Annotated in this window: 17 protein-coding genes; 6 read left to right on the plus strand and 11 right to left on the minus strand. The window is 21.4% G+C overall.

The genetic code is table 11. The features are described 5' to 3' along the window. Window positions 1-6: 6 nt before the first annotated feature. The 3 genes from serS to surE all read right to left on the minus strand — a co-directional run bounded on the left by serS (window position 7) and on the right by surE (window position 3206). Window positions 7-1302 (minus strand): serine--tRNA ligase, encoded by a 1296-nt coding sequence (serS, locus tag RA161_01585; GenBank protein WMY97228.1) that lies wholly within the window; start codon window positions 1300-1302, stop codon window positions 7-9. A gap of 69 nt (window positions 1303-1371) precedes the next feature. Further along, window positions 1372-2334, minus strand: coding sequence for a peptidoglycan DD-metalloendopeptidase family protein (locus RA161_01590; GenBank protein ID WMY97229.1), 963 nt, complete (start codon window positions 2332-2334; stop codon window positions 1372-1374). Between the two features lie 113 nt (window positions 2335-2447). Further along, window positions 2448-3206: a 5'/3'-nucleotidase SurE gene (surE, locus tag RA161_01595; GenBank protein WMY97754.1), complete on the minus strand. Its 759-nt coding sequence runs from the start codon at window positions 3204-3206 to the stop codon at window positions 2448-2450. A 143-nt stretch (window positions 3207-3349) separates the two neighbouring features. On the opposite strand from surE, the gene RA161_01600 reads away from it, so the two are divergent. Then, window positions 3350-4978 (plus strand): phosphoglucomutase, alpha-D-glucose phosphate-specific, encoded by a 1629-nt coding sequence (locus RA161_01600; protein ID WMY97230.1) that lies wholly within the window; start codon window positions 3350-3352, stop codon window positions 4976-4978. A 49-nt stretch (window positions 4979-5027) separates the two neighbouring features. On the opposite strand, the gene ispF is transcribed toward RA161_01600, so the two are convergent. From ispF to RA161_01615, 3 genes are all read right to left on the minus strand, one after another. After that, window positions 5028-5540: a 2-C-methyl-D-erythritol 2,4-cyclodiphosphate synthase gene (ispF, locus tag RA161_01605; protein ID WMY97231.1), complete on the minus strand. Its 513-nt coding sequence runs from the start codon at window positions 5538-5540 to the stop codon at window positions 5028-5030. A gap of 28 nt (window positions 5541-5568) precedes the next feature. Next, the gene (gene ispD / locus RA161_01610) at window positions 5569-6300 is read right to left on the minus strand and encodes a 2-C-methyl-D-erythritol 4-phosphate cytidylyltransferase (GenBank protein WMY97232.1); all 732 of its coding nucleotides are present in this window, start codon (window positions 6298-6300) and stop codon (window positions 5569-5571) included. Between the two features lie 71 nt (window positions 6301-6371). Continuing rightward, on the minus strand, window positions 6372-6635 hold the full coding sequence (locus RA161_01615) for a septum formation initiator family protein (protein WMY97233.1): 264 nt from the start codon (window positions 6633-6635) through the stop codon (window positions 6372-6374). Window positions 6636-6995: 360 nt separating this feature from the next. Here RA161_01615 and RA161_01620 point away from each other — a divergent pair, with 360 nt between their 5' ends. Beyond that, window positions 6996-7745: a YciC family protein gene (locus RA161_01620; GenBank protein ID WMY97234.1), complete on the plus strand. Its 750-nt coding sequence runs from the start codon at window positions 6996-6998 to the stop codon at window positions 7743-7745. A gap of 30 nt (window positions 7746-7775) precedes the next feature. After that, entirely contained in the window at window positions 7776-8171 is a 396-nt protein-coding gene (locus tag RA161_01625) for a pyrimidine dimer DNA glycosylase/endonuclease V (protein WMY97235.1), read from the plus strand. A gap of 15 nt (window positions 8172-8186) precedes the next feature. Here RA161_01625 and tilS read toward each other — a convergent pair whose 3' ends face one another. Continuing rightward, a complete protein-coding gene (tilS, locus tag RA161_01630; protein WMY97236.1) occupies window positions 8187-9509 on the minus strand; it encodes a tRNA lysidine(34) synthetase TilS in 1323 nt (440 codons plus the stop codon). A 109-nt stretch (window positions 9510-9618) separates the two neighbouring features. Here tilS and ispH point away from each other — a divergent pair, with 109 nt between their 5' ends. Both ispH and dapB read left to right on the plus strand, forming a co-directional pair. Then, window positions 9619-10566 carry a 4-hydroxy-3-methylbut-2-enyl diphosphate reductase gene (ispH, locus tag RA161_01635; protein ID WMY97237.1) on the plus strand — a complete coding sequence of 316 codons (948 nt, stop codon included), beginning with the start codon at window positions 9619-9621 and terminating at the stop codon, window positions 10564-10566. Between the two features lie 34 nt (window positions 10567-10600). Further along, entirely contained in the window at window positions 10601-11374 is a 774-nt protein-coding gene (gene dapB / locus RA161_01640; GenBank protein ID WMY97238.1) for a 4-hydroxy-tetrahydrodipicolinate reductase, read from the plus strand. 30 nt (window positions 11375-11404) lie between these two features. Here dapB and lspA read toward each other — a convergent pair whose 3' ends face one another. Genes lspA through ribF form a run of 3 tightly spaced genes read right to left on the minus strand, consistent with a single transcriptional unit; the run spans window position 11405 to window position 15655 of the window. Next, a complete protein-coding gene (gene lspA, locus RA161_01645) occupies window positions 11405-11920 on the minus strand; it encodes a signal peptidase II (protein ID WMY97239.1) in 516 nt (171 codons plus the stop codon). Then, on the minus strand, window positions 11895-14708 hold the full coding sequence (gene ileS, locus RA161_01650) for an isoleucine--tRNA ligase (GenBank protein ID WMY97755.1): 2814 nt from the start codon (window positions 14706-14708) through the stop codon (window positions 11895-11897). Before ileS ends, lspA begins: the two co-directional genes overlap by 26 nt. A gap of 5 nt (window positions 14709-14713) precedes the next feature. Next, window positions 14714-15655, minus strand: a complete 942-nt coding sequence (ribF, locus tag RA161_01655) for a bifunctional riboflavin kinase/FAD synthetase (GenBank protein WMY97240.1) — start codon at window positions 15653-15655, stop codon at window positions 14714-14716. Between the two features lie 152 nt (window positions 15656-15807). Here ribF and rpsT point away from each other — a divergent pair, with 152 nt between their 5' ends. Then, window positions 15808-16071: a 30S ribosomal protein S20 gene (rpsT, locus tag RA161_01660; protein WMY97241.1), complete on the plus strand. Its 264-nt coding sequence runs from the start codon at window positions 15808-15810 to the stop codon at window positions 16069-16071. Window positions 16072-16276: 205 nt separating this feature from the next. Here the strand turns inward: rpsT and RA161_01665 are convergent, their stop codons facing one another. Next, window positions 16277-16990 carry a Bax inhibitor-1/YccA family protein gene (locus RA161_01665; protein WMY97756.1) on the minus strand — a complete coding sequence of 238 codons (714 nt, stop codon included), beginning with the start codon at window positions 16988-16990 and terminating at the stop codon, window positions 16277-16279. Between the last annotated feature and the right edge of the window lie 212 nt (window positions 16991-17202).

The following is a 17202-nucleotide window of genomic DNA, read 5'->3' on the forward strand; positions in this document are numbered from 1 at the left end:
ACATTTTTAAATATACTTCATATAATTCATATATGGTCTCAATACTTTTGGTATTTTTATTTTTCCATCCTTTTCTTGATAATTTTCCATAATAGCAACTAAAGTCCTACCTACTGCTAATCCAGAACCATTCAGTGTATGTACAAACTCATTTTTTTGACCTTTTGATAAAATATTTTTAAATCTAATTTTTATACGACGAGATTGAAAATCTTTTGTATTAGAACATGAAGAAACTTCTCTATAAGTATTTTGAGATGGAATCCAAACTTCTAAATCATATGTTTTAGAAGAAGAATATCCTAAATCTCCAGTACATAATAATATTTTTCTATAGGGTAATTGCAACAATTTTAAAACCTTTTCTGCATGATTTGTCAGTTCTTCTAAAGATTCATTAGAAGAATTTGGATGAACTATATGAATTAATTCAATTTTATCAAATTGATGCATACGTATTAAACCACGAGTGTCTTTCCCATAAGAACCAGCCTCTGATCGAAAACACGGACTATGTGCTACCATACGAATAGGTAACAAATCTGCTGATAAGATCCTATCTTGAAAAATATTAATTAATGAAACTTCTGAAGTAGGAATTAAAATATATTTTTTTTTTATTTTATTATTTTGAATCTTTCCTACATAAAATAAATCAGACTGAAATTTTGGTAATTGACCAGTTCCATATAACGCATGATCTTTTACTAAATAAGGTACATATGTTTCTAAATATCCATGAACATCTATATGTAAATTTAACATAAACTGAGTTAATGCACGATATAATCGTGCTATATTTCCTTTCTTTACTATAAATCTAGAACCACTCATTTTGATTGCTGAAGAAAAATCAAATCCATCTATTTTTTCTCCTAATTCAACATGATCTTTAATTTTAAAATTATATCTTTTTGGTATACCCCATCTACTAATCTCTATATTATTATTTTGATCAATACCATCTGGTATTAAATCATCTGGTATATTAGGTAAGGATATATTAATATTATATATTTCTTCCTGAATTTTTTTTAATTCTTTTTTCAATAAATTAATTTCTTCTTTTAAATTAATATTTTTTTCATTATTAAATTTAAAATTATTATGATATTTGATATGGTTTTTAATATTAATTTCATTTCTATTATATTCTAAAATTAAATTATTTAACTTTATTTGTTTATTTTTTCTTTTACTTTCTAATTGAGAGAATAAAATAAAATCAAATAAAAACCCTCTACGAGCTAATTTTTTAGAAATTAATTTCGGATTTAAACGTAATATTATTGGATCTAACATATGTAAAATAAAAAATATATTTTTTAAAAATATAAATAATATTATAAAATAATCTTATTATAACAATAATTATTTATTTGGTAAATATCGTAATGGATCAACAGATTTTCCTTTGTAACGTATTTCAAAATGTAATTTTACAGAATTAGAATCACTGTTACCCATAGTAGCAATTTCTTGTCCTTCTTGTACTTCTTCCTCTTCTGTTACCAGAATTAAATTATTATGTGCATAAGCACTAAGATAATCTGAATTATGTTTAATAATAATTAAATTTCCATATCCTCTTAACACACTTCCAATATAAACCACTTTACCTTTTGCACTAGAAAATATTGGTTGACCTAATTTTCCAGCAATATCTATACCTTTATTACCACCTTGTAAATCAGAAAATTTTTCAACAACTTCGCCATTTGTTGGCCAAATCCAATGAATATCTATACCTTTTTTATTTTTTTTTGAATAAGAAATATCATTTTTATTATTTTTTAATTTATTAATTTTAGATTGATTTTTTTCTTCAGAAAAAAAATAATTATTTTTATTAGAAAAATTACTAAAATTATTAATTTTTAATATTTGACCTACATATAAATAATTTGGATTGATAATATTATTATATTTCATAATCTCATGATACTTTATTCCTGTAATCCAAGAAATATAAAATAAAGTATCTCCTTTTTGAACAATATAAAAATCTTTTTTATATTTTCCTTTTGGAATATTTTCATAATTTCTATTTTTAAAAAAATTATTTAATACTTTTTTTTTATATATTTTTTTTTTCAAAGATGTTTTTTGTATATTATTAAATAAAAAACTTGGATTTTCTTGATAAGAAAAAACATTATTTTTATTTTCTAAAATAGAAGAACATTTATTTTTTGTTAAATAATTATTTTGATCATTTAAGGAAATAATAGGTGCTGAACGTTGATACATTTTTGAACATCCTAACAAAAAAGAAGTAGTAAATATATAAATAAATGCTAATCGAATTACATATTCTTGAGCATTAAAATTCATTTTTTCTCCTAAACGAACTATTCTAAATACTTAGAATATAAAATTGATTTGAATAAAAAAATATTTAATTTTTAATAAAATTAAAAAAATAAAAATCACTTTAATCAATTTTTTTACATATATTTAATATTTTTAAACCACTTTTTTAATACTACTTGCAATTTATAATCAGTTAAATCAATATTTAATGGCGTAATTGAAACATATCCATTTTGAATAGCAGCAAAATCTGTATCAGAAGATTCATCAAAAATGTTACCAATAGGTCCTAACCAATATAAAAATTCTCCTCCTCTTGGTTCCATAAATTTATAAACTTTTTGCGCAGCATAACGAGTACCACATCTTGTAATTTTATAACCTTTAATTTTCAAAAAAGGTATATTTGGTACATTAATATTTAGAATCTTACATTCTGTCAATGGGTGATGTATCAATAATTTTAAAAAATTACATATTACTTTTGCTGCAGTTTCATAATATTTTTTTCCATTTAATGAAACAGCTAAAGCTGGAAATTTAAGATGTCTTCCTTCTATAGCTGCAGCTACCGTTCCAGAATAAATTACGTCATCACCTAAATTTGGACCTTGATTAATACCTGAAATAACAATATCAGGACAAGGACGAATTAACTTATTAATTCCTAAATAAACACAATCTGCAGGAGTACCTTCTACAGAAATATCACCATTTTTAAATTTATTTATACGTAATGGTTTATCCAAAGTAAATGCACTAGATGATCCGCTTTTATTTCTGTCTGGTGCAATAATTTGAACATCATTTTTTTTTTTTCTTAATATAGAAGCTAACTTTTGTATTCCTAATGCATTAATTCCATCATCATTGCTAAGCAATATTTTCATTATTATTATCTCATTTATTAATAAATCTTGCAAAAAATATAAAAAAATTATATATAAACTATTGATATAATACGATATATTATGTCAATAATTTATTAAACATAATTCATAAGAAAATATTTATAAATAAAATTTATTAGAAAAAGTTGATTATTCATTGTAGAGCAGGAAAAACTCCTAAAAAAAAAGATTTAATTAATATCTCATTATTAATAAAAAATTATTATGATTTAAAACCAGAAAGAAATAATTTTAATCATAAAGTAAAGTTTGGAACTTCTGGACATAGAGGTAGTTCATCATTACATACCTTTAATGAACAACACGTTTTAACTATAGCTCAAGCTATTTCAGAAATAAGAAAAATAAAAGGTATCACTGGACCTTGTTTTGTAGGAAAAGATACTCATGCTTTATCAGAACCTGCATTTATGACAGTAATAGAAGTATTAATAGCAAATAGAATAGATACTATAGTAGAACATAATTATTCATACACACCTACTCCTTCAATATCATATGCTATACTTAATTATAATAGAAATAATAAAAAAAAAGCAGATGGTATTATTATAACTCCATCACATAATCCTCCAGAATATGGAGGAATAAAATACAATGATTTTAATGGTGGACCAGCAAATGAAAAAATTACAATAAAAATAGAAAAAAGAGCTAATCAATTAATTAGTAATAAATTATCTGGAATTAATCGTATTCCTTATAAATTAGCAATAAAAGACACTCATTATCATGAAAGAGACTTTATTTATCCATATGTAAAAGAATTAAAAAGAATAGTCAATATTAATGCTATTAAAAATAGTGGATTAAAAATTGCTATTGACCCTTTAGGGGGTACAGGAATAAATTATTGGATGAGAATGAATGAATACTATCAATTAAATTTTGAAATACTTAATGAAAAAATAGATCCAACCTTTAGCTTCATGAAATTAGATTATGATGGTATTATTAGAATAGATTGTGCTTCTCAATGGTCTATACAAGGTTTATTAAAAATAAATAAAAAATATGATTTAATTTTGGTAAATGATCCAGATTCAGACAGACACGGTATTATTACAAATAAAAAATTAATCAATCCGAATCACTATTTAGCAATATCTATTGATTATTTATTTAAAAATAGACCACTATGGAAAAAAAATCTAATCATCGGAAAAACTTTAGTTTCTAGTAATATTATAAATCATGTTATTAATAAATTAGGTTTAAATTTTATTGAGTTTCCAGTAGGATTTAAATGGTTTTCAAATGGATTATATAAAGGAATTTTCGGTTTTGTAGGAGAAGAAAGTGGAGGCGCTTCATTTTTAACATTTAATGGTTCTCCTTGGACAACTGATAAAGATGGAATTGCTCTTTGTCTTTTAGCAGCAGAAATTATATCCATTACAGGAATCAGTCTAGAAGACTATTTTAAAAAAATTATAAATATAACAGGAAAATACAATTATAATTGTATTAAAAAAAAAATTAATTATAAACAAAAAAAAATATTATCTAATTTGTCATGGAATATGACTATTCCAGATAATTTAGCAGGAGATCCAGTAATCAATCATTCAAATAAAACTTTTAAAAAAAATATTTTTTTGAAAGGAATTAAAATTATCACAAAACATGGATGGTTTGTAATAAGAATATCAGGAACGGAAGACATATATAAAATATATTGCGAAAGCAAAAAAGATAAATCCCATCTTAAATTAATAGAAAAAGAAGCTAAAAACATTATAAAAAAAAATTAAAAAAATTAATATAATGAAATATTATTGAAAAATTATAATATTTACATATTTACCATGCTGTTACTAAATTTTTATCATTATAATTACTATTATCTTTTATTAATAAAACAATAGCTTCACATATAATACCTTCTTCTTCACCAACCAATTTCAATTTTTCAGTACTAGTTGCTTTAACACTCACACTATCTATATCACAATTTAAATCTTCTGCAATATTTTTACGCATATCAAAAATATATGGAAACATTTTTGGTTTTTCAGCAATAATTGTAATATCCAAATTACCTATACAATATCCTTTTCTTAAAACTTTAGAATATGCCTCTCTTAACAAAATACGACTACTAATACCCTTAAAATTAGGATTTGTATCTGGAAATAATTTTCCAATATCACCAAGTGCTGCTGCACCAAGAATAGCATCAGTTAATGCATGTAAAGCCACATCTCCATCTGAATAAGCTATTAATGATTTTTGATAAGGAATTTTTACTCCACAAATTTTTAGAATTCCATTTTTTCCGAATTTATGTATATCAAAACCATATCCAATTCTCATGGAAAATACTCCTTTACTTACAATAAAGTCATAAAATAGAAGAAAGATAAAACCTTGCTAATATCAAATCTTCTGGTGTAGTAATTTTTAAATTCTTTATTTCACCTTTTAATAATTTAGGGTGATAACCACAAAATTCTAAAGCTTCTGATTCATCTGTAATAATTATTTTATTTTTTAATACCCTTTTTAAACAATTTCGAATTAAAATTAAAGGGAAAAATTGTGGAGTCAATGCATGCCATGTTTGACTTCGATTAATAGTATGACTAACTTTTAAAGTTTGTCTAAAGGTAAACTTTAAAGTATTTATTACTTTAATAGCTAAAAGACCACCATGAACAAAAGATTTTTTGTCAATCAATTTTATTATCCGATTTAAATCTAATTGACTTAAACAAGGTCTAACAACATCATGTACTAAAACCCACGCTTGCTTTATTTTTAAATATTTATACAAATATTCTAAACCTAAAAAAACAGAATCGGATCTTCTTTTACCACCTATAACAGTTTTAATTTTTTGATTATTTGAAATAGATAACTTTTTAAAAAAAGAATCATTTTTATTTAAAACAACTATAATTTTTAAAATTCTATGATTTTTTAAAAATATATTTAATGTATGCTCAACAATAGTCTTTCCAAATATTTTATAATATTGTTTTGGATAATTTAAATGCATTCTTCTTCCTATACCAGCAGAAGCTATTAAAGCAAAAATAGGAGTTTTATTATTAAATAATAATGATTTATTCATAATATCATGAACTAAATTTCATCTTTTATTATAAGATTTTTTAAAAAGTATAAACTTTATTTATATTTTAATTAATTTAGTATTTTTAAAAAAAATTCTTCTGGTTTAATCATACCAAGTTCATACCTAGAATATTCTTCTATAGCATCAAATCTAGTATTTAAATCGTAAATTTCAGCTATTAATAATTGATTTCTTTTTTCTAAATCTTTATTTAATTTTTTTAAAAAAAAAACATCCTTCTTTAGATTTTTATAATCATGAAAACTATTTTTTCCAAACCAAAAAGAATATTGTATTCCTAATAATATAAAAAAAAGTATAAATTTATACATACATTTCCTTTATTTTAAATAAATAAAGTAAAAAATTTAATTTATTTATATGATTTAATCATAATATTTTCATTTTTTTAAAAAAATTTATTAAATAATATATTATTTATAATGATATATTATTTATAATGATATATCATTTATATATATATATATTAAAAATACAATATTCTTACTAATTTAAAATATAAAATAAATAAATTTTTATTTATTTTATACAATTTATTTTTAAACAATATTTTTAATAATTTGTATAATAAATACTGAATTAATATAATAAAAAATAAACTTATAAAAATAATGTTTTTTATTATATAAATACATTCAATTTATAAAGAATATATTAATTTTTTAATAATTATGAATACCAATTTGATAATTAATGATTGTATTAACTTCTTCAAAAATCAAAAAAATGATATTTTTATTTTTTCATTTATTACATCTTGTATTAGTGTATTTTTTTATCATTTTAGTATTTCAAATTACGATTTTGAAAAAATGATAGAAATACTTCATGCTGCAAAAAATATTAATTCACTTCTATTATGGATAAATGAATTACCAAAAGAAGAAAAAAATTTTTTATTAAAAATTTCACTTTTATCATTAATATCAATATTTATAAATATGATATTATTATTTTCTTTAATTATTAACTATTTATTTACCTTACATAAAAATAAAAAAATATTTATTTTTTCTATTTTTATAAAATCATTATACCAATTACCTAAAATGATTATTTTATTTATTATTTGTATAATATTAATTTATTTAGGACTAATTTTATTTATTATTCCTGGCATATTTTTTACAATAATTTTATCATTTTCTCCTATTATTTTATTAGAAAAAAAAAATATAATACCCATTAATGCTATTATACAAAGCTTTAAAATTTCATTAAACAATTGGAAAAATATCTTTCCTATAATTACAATATGGTTTTTAATACAATTATTAATAAATTTAATTTTAATAAAATTAAATTTATTTCCACATATAATACACAATTTAATATCATCTATAATTAATAACTTACTTCATTCTTTCTTACTAATTTATTATTTTAGAATTTACACATTAAAAAATATTAATTATATATGAATATATAATTCACTCTATTTTAAATAAAAAATGACTCGTATTAATGTTATTTCTCCAAAAAAATTATGTGATCAACATTTATTATCAGAACATAGGGAATTAACAAGAATTCCTAATTACATTATGAAAAAAAATGGAAATGTAAAATTATCAAATCTGAAATCATATACACTTGGAAAAGGACATGTGATCTTTTTTAGAAATAAATTATTATTTTTATACTTAAGATATATAAAATTAAATGAAGAATGTATTAATCGAGGATTTTTAGTAAAAAACAGATGGCCAAAAGAAGTGAAGAAATTTATTCACTTATGGCATGACTATCAAATTACAAATAAAGATATTTTAATCAATGAAAAAAGAATAATTGAAAAAATGCCATTAAAACCTAGATTTACAAAACATTTAAAAAAACAATTTTAGAAAAAAAATTCATTATTAATTTTTAATAAAATTTAACGTTAATTTTGATTTTTTATCAATACATTTTCCTGATTCAGTGATAAATAGACCAATACCTCCAATTAATATTTCATTATAATAAAGTAATGGAATTCTATCTCTCAACCAAGGATATATATTAAATTTCTTCCATATTTTTTTACTACTAATTAATTTTTTAGAATTCATTATTTTAATGAAACCCTTTAATCCAAATCTGACTGTTACTTTTTCAGTATATAATGGAGTTCTAAATGAAAAACCACTATTAGAAGTAGTGATAATACCTATTTGATCTGGCAAAATTAAAGATTTATTAATATTCCATTCTAACACAATATTAGCTAGATTTTTAAATCTTTTTAAAATCCATAATTGTTTTTTAAATCTACGAATTTCATATATATGAGATATATGAAATATTGGATCTGAATTAATTTTAGCACAAATGACGTTTTGAAAAATTTTTTCTAATTGTATTTGAGAAGGCATCAAAAGATTATAAAATCTAAACCATTTACGTAATATAGCATTTCTCTTTATTTTTGAATAAACAATTAATTTTTCAACTAACAACGATCCTTCTTGTGTAATTGTACGAATAAAATCCGTATATAATAATTCATCTAATAATTTTTCTTGTTCTGCACACATCTTAGAACTTTTAAAAATAGATTGAGAAAAATATGGCCATCTTTTATTTAAAACAGAAAAAATTTTAGATCTTAAAAAATTTCGTTCATATTTTTCATCTTGATTAGTATCATCTTCAATCCAAAATAATTTTTGTCTAATAGCATATTTTTTTAAACTAATTCTATTAAAAGTTAATAATGGTCTAATTAAAAAAGTAAAAAAAAATGGACTAATTATTGACATTGATGACAAACCTTTAGGACCACTACCTCTTTTTAATGCTAAAAAAAATGTTTCTGCTTGATCATCTAAATGCTGTCCTGTAACAACAATTTCATTAGGAAGTAAAGTTTCTAATATTGATTGATATCTTTTTTTACGTGCAGCATCTTCTAATCCCTTATCCAAGGATTGTATAAAAATTTTTTTTACAAAAAAAGGAATATTCCATTTTAAACAAATTTTTTGACAATGTATCATCCATAAATCAGATTTATTACTAATATTATGATTAACATGTAAAGCACGAATATTATATTTCGTATTCTTTTTTTTACATAAAATCATCAAGACGTGTAATAATACTGTCGAATCTAATCCACCACTAAAACTTACTAATATATTTTTGTAATTTTTTAAAATTTTATCAATTTTATTTATTAATAAACAATCATCATGATGCATAAAAAAAATAATTTAAAAAAATAAGTTGTAAAATAAATTAATGAATTATTATCATAATTCATTAATTTATTTTACAATGTTCAATATATCATAATATTTTAATAAAAAAATGAAAATACTATTAGCTAATCCAAGAGGATTTTGTGCAGGTGTAGAAAGAGCAATAAAAATTGTTAATTATGCACTATTAATTTATGGTCCACCTATTTATGTATGGCATGAAATTGTACATAATGAATTTATTATTAATGAATTTAAAAAAAAAGGAGTAATTTTTACTGAAAACTTAAAAAAAATCAGAAAAAATTCTATTTTAATTTTTTCTGCACATGGAGTATCAGAAAAAATTAAAAAAAAAGTCAAAAAACTTCATTTAAAAAATTTATTTGACGCTACTTGTCCATTAGTTTCTAATATACATATGGAAGTAAAAAAAGCTAGTCTTAATAACAAAGAAATCATTTTTATAGGAAATGCAGGACATCAAGAAGTAAAAGGAACAATAGGACAATATTACAATAAAAACGGAGGAATTTATTTAGTAGAATCTAAAAAAGATATTTGGAAATTAAAAATAAAAAATGAACAAAATTTGTACTATATAACTCAAACAACTTTATCAAAGTATGACACAATGCATATTGTAAAAGAAATTTATAAAAGATTTCCTAATATTCAAAGTTCAAAATTAAACAACATTTGTTACGCAACAATTAATAGACAAGAAGCAATTTATAATTTAGCAAAAAAAACAGATATCATCTTAATTGTTGGATCAAAAAATTCATCCAATGCAAACAGATTAAAAGAAATATCTGAAAAAATTGGAAAACCAAGTTACTTGATTAATTCATATCATGATATTAATATAAAATGGATTAAAAACATTAAAAAAATTGGAATCACTGCTGGAGCTTCTGTTCCAAATATTATAATTGATAATATTATAACTTTTTTTAAGAAACAAGGAATTAATAAAATTATAGAATTAAATGGAAAAAATGAAAATGTTAATTTTAAATTACCAAGAAATTTACAAAAACTTATTAAAAAATAAAAATTTTATGTTACTAATTTAAAAAATATATAAAATGATTAATCAAAATATTAGAATTGCCATTGTTGGATCTAAAGGAAAAATGGCAAAAATGTTAATAAAAAATATTATAAATCACAAACAAATACTGTTAAAAGTAATCTTAGAGAAAAACAAAACAGATCTGACCAATCATAAAATAAAAAAAATTCTTGGAAATAAAATATTAGATATTAAAATTCAAAATAATATTTTTAATGTTCTAGATTACTTTGATACGTTAATTGATTTTAGCGAACCAAAATCTACTTTATATTATTTAAATATATGTAAAAAATATAAAAAATCTATGATTATAGGAACAACTGGTTTTAATAAAGAAGAAAAAAAATGTATTAAAAATGCTGCAAAAAAAATACCTATTATTTATTCAACAAATTTTAGTATAGGAATGAATATAATATTTAAAATATTAAAAATAATGACAAAATTTCTTGGAAAGAATTATGATATAGACATTATAGATATTCATCATAAAAATAAGAAAGACCTTCCATCAGGAACAACATTAGAAATTGACAAAACTATTAGAGAAATTTTAAAAAAAAAGAAAATTGATAAAAAAATAAATTCTTTTAGTATTAGAAATAGTAACATTGTTGGAGAACATATAATTATGTTTTCTGGAATGGAAGAAAGAATTAAAATAAAACATGAAATATTTAATAGAAAAATTTTTGTTGATGGAGTAATAAAAGGATGTCTTTGGATAAAAAATAAAAAACATGGATTATACACTATGCAAAATATATTAAATATTGATATATAATTTTATATATCAAAAAATAAAACAATTTATTTATACTGAACATAAACATCTCTTATTTAAAATTAATAAAAATATACCAATAGATATAAATGAATCTGCAATATTAAAGGTAGGCCAATGAAAATTTAAAATATAAAAATCAATAAAATCTATTACAAATCCATATAATATTCGATCGATTAAATTACCTATTCCTCCAGAAAATATAAATAAATATGCTAAAATATTTTCTTTATTTATATTTTTTTGATAAAAAATATAAATAAAGAAAATAAAACAAATAATACTAATAAAAAAAATAAGAAACCATCTCAATATATAAGATTTATTTTCAAATAATCCAAAACTAATACCAAAATTTTGAATATAAACAATATTTAAAAATGGATTTAATGAATAGATTTCATAAACATGAAACTTATTTAAAATAATTTTTTTGCTTATAAAGTCTAAAGTAATAATTATTAATGATAAAAATAAATACTTAACTTTTATAAGTTTTTGACTATCTTTTAATAATTTAAACAAATTTACGTATTTCACCATTACCAAAAACATTCAAAATACATCTATTACATAAATCTGGATACATTAAATTTAATCCTACTGTCTCAGAAATATGCCAACAACGCAAACATTTTGTGCCATTAGCTTTAAAAAATTTAATTTTTTTTATTTTAAAAACACTTTTATTTTTTTTATCAAATTCTCCTATATCAATTATTTTAATTTTTGAAATTAATAACAAAAAATGTAACTCATTTTCTAAATGATGAAGAATTTTAGATAAATTAGTATTAACATATAAAATAATTTCAGCTTCTAAAGAATTAGAAATAATTCCATTAATACGACCTTTTTCAAGAACTTTATTAATCGAATCTCGAACCATAAAAATACCATTCCAAAAAGTATCGTTAAATAATTCATTAGAATCTATTAAAAATAAATCTTGATAATACTCTTCTGCAAAAATTTCTTTATCATCAACTCCTGGAATATTTTTCCAAATTTCATCAGAGGTAAATGATAAAACTGGAGCGATCCATCTTACCAATGCATGTAAAATATGATACATAGCAGTTTGTGCACTATATCTTGATATACTATTTTTTTTTATAGTATACTGACGATCCTTAATAATATCTAAATAAAATGAACCCATATCATTAGAACAAAAATCCATAATTTTTTTTATTACGCTGCGAAAATTATAATTTTCATAATATTTTTTTATAGATTCTTGTGTTTGAAAACAACGATGAACTATCCATTGATCTAAAATAACCATATTTGATTTATCTATTTTATGAATTTTAGGATCAAATTCATACAAATTACCTAATATAAAACGCGCTGTATTACGAATTTTTCGATATATATCTACTATTCGATACAAAATTTTTTTTGAAATTTTCATTTCATTTTTATAATCTGTTACTGCAACCCACAAACGTAATATATCTGCACCCCATTCATTAATTATATCTTGAGGAGTAATAATATTACCTAAAGATTTTGACATTTTATAACCACGATCATCTACTGTAAAACAATGTGATAAAATTGCTTTATATGGCGCTTTATTTTGAAAAATATTAGAAAGTATTAAAGATGACATAAACCATCCTCTATATTGATCTTCTCCTTCTAAATACAAATCTGCAATAGGTTCTTTATTCGCTAATTTATCTCTCATGACAGTATAATGCATTGATCCAGAATCAAACCAAACATCTAAAATATCATCTAACTTATCATAATTAGATGATTCATTTCCTAATAAAATTTCAGGATTTAAATTCCACCAAGATTGAATACCATTCTTTTCTATTTTTTTTGCAATAACCTCTAAAAAATTTAAAGTACAAGGATGTAATTTTTTTGTTTTTTTATGTATAAATAATGCAATAGGAGTTCCCCAAATTCTCTGACGAGAAATACACCAATCTGGACGATCTAACAACATAGACTTCATTCTTTTTTCTCCCCATGATGGAATCCATTTGATATTAGAAAGATTTTTTAAAATGATACTACGTAAATTATTCTTATCTAAATCAATAAACCATTGAGGAGTAATACGAAAAATTATAGGAATTTTATGACGCCAACAATATGGATAACTATGTTCATATTTTAATTGATGAAATAATAAATCTTTTTCTTTCAAAAAAGAAATTACTTTATTATTCGCTTCATCAAATAATAAAGTATTATTTAATAACGGATGTATATTAGAAAAGTAATATCCATTATTATCAATTAAATTAATCACTTTTAAACGATATTTTTTAGAAAGTGCATAATCTTCTGGACCATGTCCAGAAGCTATATGTACTAAACCAGTACCAATTTTAGAAGTAATATTTTTATCAAAAATAACTGGAATTTTAGTTTTATTAAATGGTTGAATAAAAAATAACGATTTTAATCTATACCCTTCTATAGTACTTAATAAAGTCCATTTTTTTATTAAACAACATTTTATTATTTTTCTTATAAGAAATTCAGAAATAATAAAACATTCTCGATTAATTTTAATTAATTGATATCTAAAATTCTTATGTACTGCAATGGCAACATTTCCTGGTAAAGTCCACGGATTAGTAGTCCAAATTATTGCTGAAATAGGTAATAAAAGATTTTTGATATTAAATAATTCATATACTAATTGAGAATTTATTACATTAAATTTTACATAAACTGAATCAGATAATTTATTTTTATATTCTAATTCAGCTTCTGCTAATGATGAAGAACACTCAATACACCAATGAACAGGTTTTACACCTTTAATTAAATATTTTGATTTAATGATCTTAATTAAAGAACGAGTAATATTAGCTTCTATTTTAAAATCCATAGTAGAATAAAAATTATTCCAATCAGCTAATATTCCCATTCTAATAAAATCTTTTTTTTGACAATCAATTTGTTCGTTTACATATTTTCGACATAGTTTTCTAAAATGATTATTTGAAATAATCATATTTTCATTTTTAATTTTCTTTTCTATAATGTGTTCTATCGGTAATCCATGACAATCCCAACCCGGAATATATGGAGCATCAAACCCAGATAATCCTTTAGATTTAATGATAATATCTTTTAATATTTTATTTACTGCATGTCCAATATGTAATTTCCCATTTGCATAAGGAGGACCATCATGTAATATAAACGTTTTTTTCCCTTTTTTTACTTGTCGAATAATATTATATAAATTCTTTTTATACCAATTATTTAAAATTTTTGGTTCAATATGTGTCAAATTAGCACGCATCGAAAATGAAGTTTTAGGTAAATTTAAAGTTTTCTTATAATCCATAATTAATCTCATTGAATACGTTTATAATTTCTAAAAAAATTTCTTGCAGAAATAATATCACAATAAATTTGGTTTTTTAATTTTTCTAATGAATTAAATTTTTTTTCATTGCGTAATTTTTTTCTAAATATTATTTCAATACAACGACCGTAAATATTGATATTTTTATCAATAATATAAACTTCAACTTTTTTATTTATTCCATTAAAAGTAGGACAAGTACCTATATTTGCTACTGCTTCTAATGGTTTATTTGACAAACCATAAACTTCTACTATATAGACTCCCTTTAAGGGTAATACTAAAGCTCTATAATCTATATTAGCTGTTGGAAATCCAATTAAACTACCAATTTGTCTACCATGGATAACACGACCACTTAATCTATAGGAATGTCCCATAAGATGTTCTGCTAACTTAAAATTAGCATTTAATAATGCATTACGTATAGATGTGCTACTAACACGACTTCCAAAATTGTAAAGAGTTCTTATATTAATTATTTTAAAATCATATTGATTTTTGATTTTATTCAAATATTTTAAATCTCCTTCTCTATTTTTACCAAATCGAAAATCATCTCCAACAGCTAAAAATTTTATTTTTAACTTTTTTACTAAAAATTTCAAAACAAATTGTTCTGCAGTTAACAATGAAAAATCATGATCAAATTTCACGCATAATAAATAATCAATTTTATATTTTGAAATGTACTTAATTTTATCACGTAATGAAGTAATGCGAGATGGGGCAGAAATTCCCATAAAATACTCTAATGGTTGTGGTTCAAAAATCATAACTATAGTTGGTAATTGAAATGTTTTACTTATTTTTTTTAAAATATTTAAAATTTTTTGATGTCCTCTATGTACAGAATCAAAATTTCCAATCGTCAAAACACATCTATTATTTTTTAATAAAATATTTTTAATTCCTCTAACTAATTTCATGCTAAACTCAAAAAAAGAATATTTTAAAAAATCTTCAATAAAAATAGAACTATAAATTATTATAAATAATATTTATATTATATGAAAAATAAAAACAATCAAAAAAATATATTTTAAATTTTAATCAAATAAAAAGGATCATAAAAATTTATATGGCAAATATTAAAAGTGCTAAAAAAAGAATAATACAATCTAAAAAACGTCGTTTTAATAATAATTGTCGTCGATCTATTCTTCGAACTTTTATGAAAAAAGTTAATCATGCAATATTACATGGAAATAAAGAAGAAGCAGAAAAAATGTTTAAAAAAACACAATCTATTATAGATAGATATTCAAAAAATAGAAAAATAATACATAAAAATAAAGCAGCTCGTTATAAATCAAATTTAATAATGAAAATAAAATCTATGTAAAATTATTTACTTACATATATATCTAGAAATTAAATAAAACTATTGATTTTAAACTCATAAAAACTTCTTAAGTTATTTAAAAATTTTAAATTTTTAAATAACTTTTTTTATATATATGTTTGATATACTTTATATTTAAAGTAATAAAAAAATAAAAATCCTTCTAAATTAATAAAGAAGGATTTTTATTGAAAAAATAAAAAAATTAACGACGATCACCAAGTATACGTAAAAACATAAAGAAAAGATTTATAAAATCTAAATAAAGAGTTAATGCTCCAAATATAGCATATTTACGCATATTATCTTCATTATTATATATATCTACTTTATTGCCCATTTCTTTTAATTTTTGAGTATCATACGCTGTTAAAGCTGAAAATATTAATATTCCACAATAACTGACAAACATTGAAAAACCAGAACTTCTAAACCAAACGTTTACAATAGATAGAATTATTAATCCTATAATTGACATAAATAAAAAAATAGAAAAACCACTTAGATCACGTTTTGTCAAATAACCATATACACTCAAAGATAAAAATGTTAAAGAAGTTATAAAAAAAGTACCGGTAACAGAAATACTAGTATAAGAAATTAATATTAATGAAGATGTTAATCCTGTTAACATCGAATATAACATAAACATTGAAGTTGCTAAAACAGGACTCATTCTTGATAATGCAAATGACAAAGTAAGCACTAATAAAAATTCTAAAACAACTAAAAAAATAGAAATCCAATGATTATTTGCTAAATATAATACTATTTTAGTATTATTAATAGCATACCAAGATACAAATGCAGTTAAAAATAAACCAACAGTCATCCAACCATAAACTTGATTCATATAATTTTGAATTTCAGTTCTAGTACTTTGAATAATTGAATTATTTTGATGCTCAAATCGATCCATGATCATTACCCTCATCTCTATAATTAAAAAGTTATTAATCAGATTGTATTTTTAAAAAAATAGTACAAAAAAACAATCTTCATTGTATAATAAATATTTACTGAAGTAAATCTTTGTAAGATTGAACTTAACAAATATAAATATTAAATTTAAATATATTACACTTTTAAATAATAAAAAATTATTTATCAAATAACCTCAAGAATATTATT

The sequence above is a fragment of the Arsenophonus sp. genome (genome assembly GCA_031446085.1).
Lineage (GTDB): Bacteria > Pseudomonadota > Gammaproteobacteria > Enterobacterales > Enterobacteriaceae.

Coding starts and splice junctions, on each gene's coding strand:
- serS (WMY97228.1), bottom strand. CDS start 1,302: ATGTTAGATCCAATAATATTACGTTTAAATCCGAAATTAATTTCTAAA.
- RA161_01590 (WMY97229.1), bottom strand. CDS start 2,334: ATGAATTTTAATGCTCAAGAATATGTAATTCGATTAGCATTTATTTAT.
- ispF (WMY97231.1), bottom strand. CDS start 5,540: ATGAGAATTGGATATGGTTTTGATATACATAAATTCGGAAAAAATGGA.
- ispD (WMY97232.1), bottom strand. CDS start 6,300: ATGAATAAATCATTATTATTTAATAATAAAACTCCTATTTTTGCTTTA.
- RA161_01615 (WMY97233.1), bottom strand. CDS start 6,635: ATGTATAAATTTATACTTTTTTTTATATTATTAGGAATACAATATTCT.
- RA161_01620 (WMY97234.1), top strand. CDS start 6,996: ATGAATACCAATTTGATAATTAATGATTGTATTAACTTCTTCAAAAAT.
- RA161_01625 (WMY97235.1), top strand. CDS start 7,776: ATGACTCGTATTAATGTTATTTCTCCAAAAAAATTATGTGATCAACAT.
- tilS (WMY97236.1), bottom strand. CDS start 9,509: ATGCATCATGATGATTGTTTATTAATAAATAAAATTGATAAAATTTTA.
- ispH (WMY97237.1), top strand. CDS start 9,619: ATGAAAATACTATTAGCTAATCCAAGAGGATTTTGTGCAGGTGTAGAA.
- dapB (WMY97238.1), top strand. CDS start 10,601: ATGATTAATCAAAATATTAGAATTGCCATTGTTGGATCTAAAGGAAAA.
- lspA (WMY97239.1), bottom strand. CDS start 11,920: ATGGTGAAATACGTAAATTTGTTTAAATTATTAAAAGATAGTCAAAAA.
- ribF (WMY97240.1), bottom strand. CDS start 15,655: ATGAAATTAGTTAGAGGAATTAAAAATATTTTATTAAAAAATAATAGA.
- rpsT (WMY97241.1), top strand. CDS start 15,808: ATGGCAAATATTAAAAGTGCTAAAAAAAGAATAATACAATCTAAAAAA.
- RA161_01665 (WMY97756.1), bottom strand. CDS start 16,990: ATGGATCGATTTGAGCATCAAAATAATTCAATTATTCAAAGTACTAGA.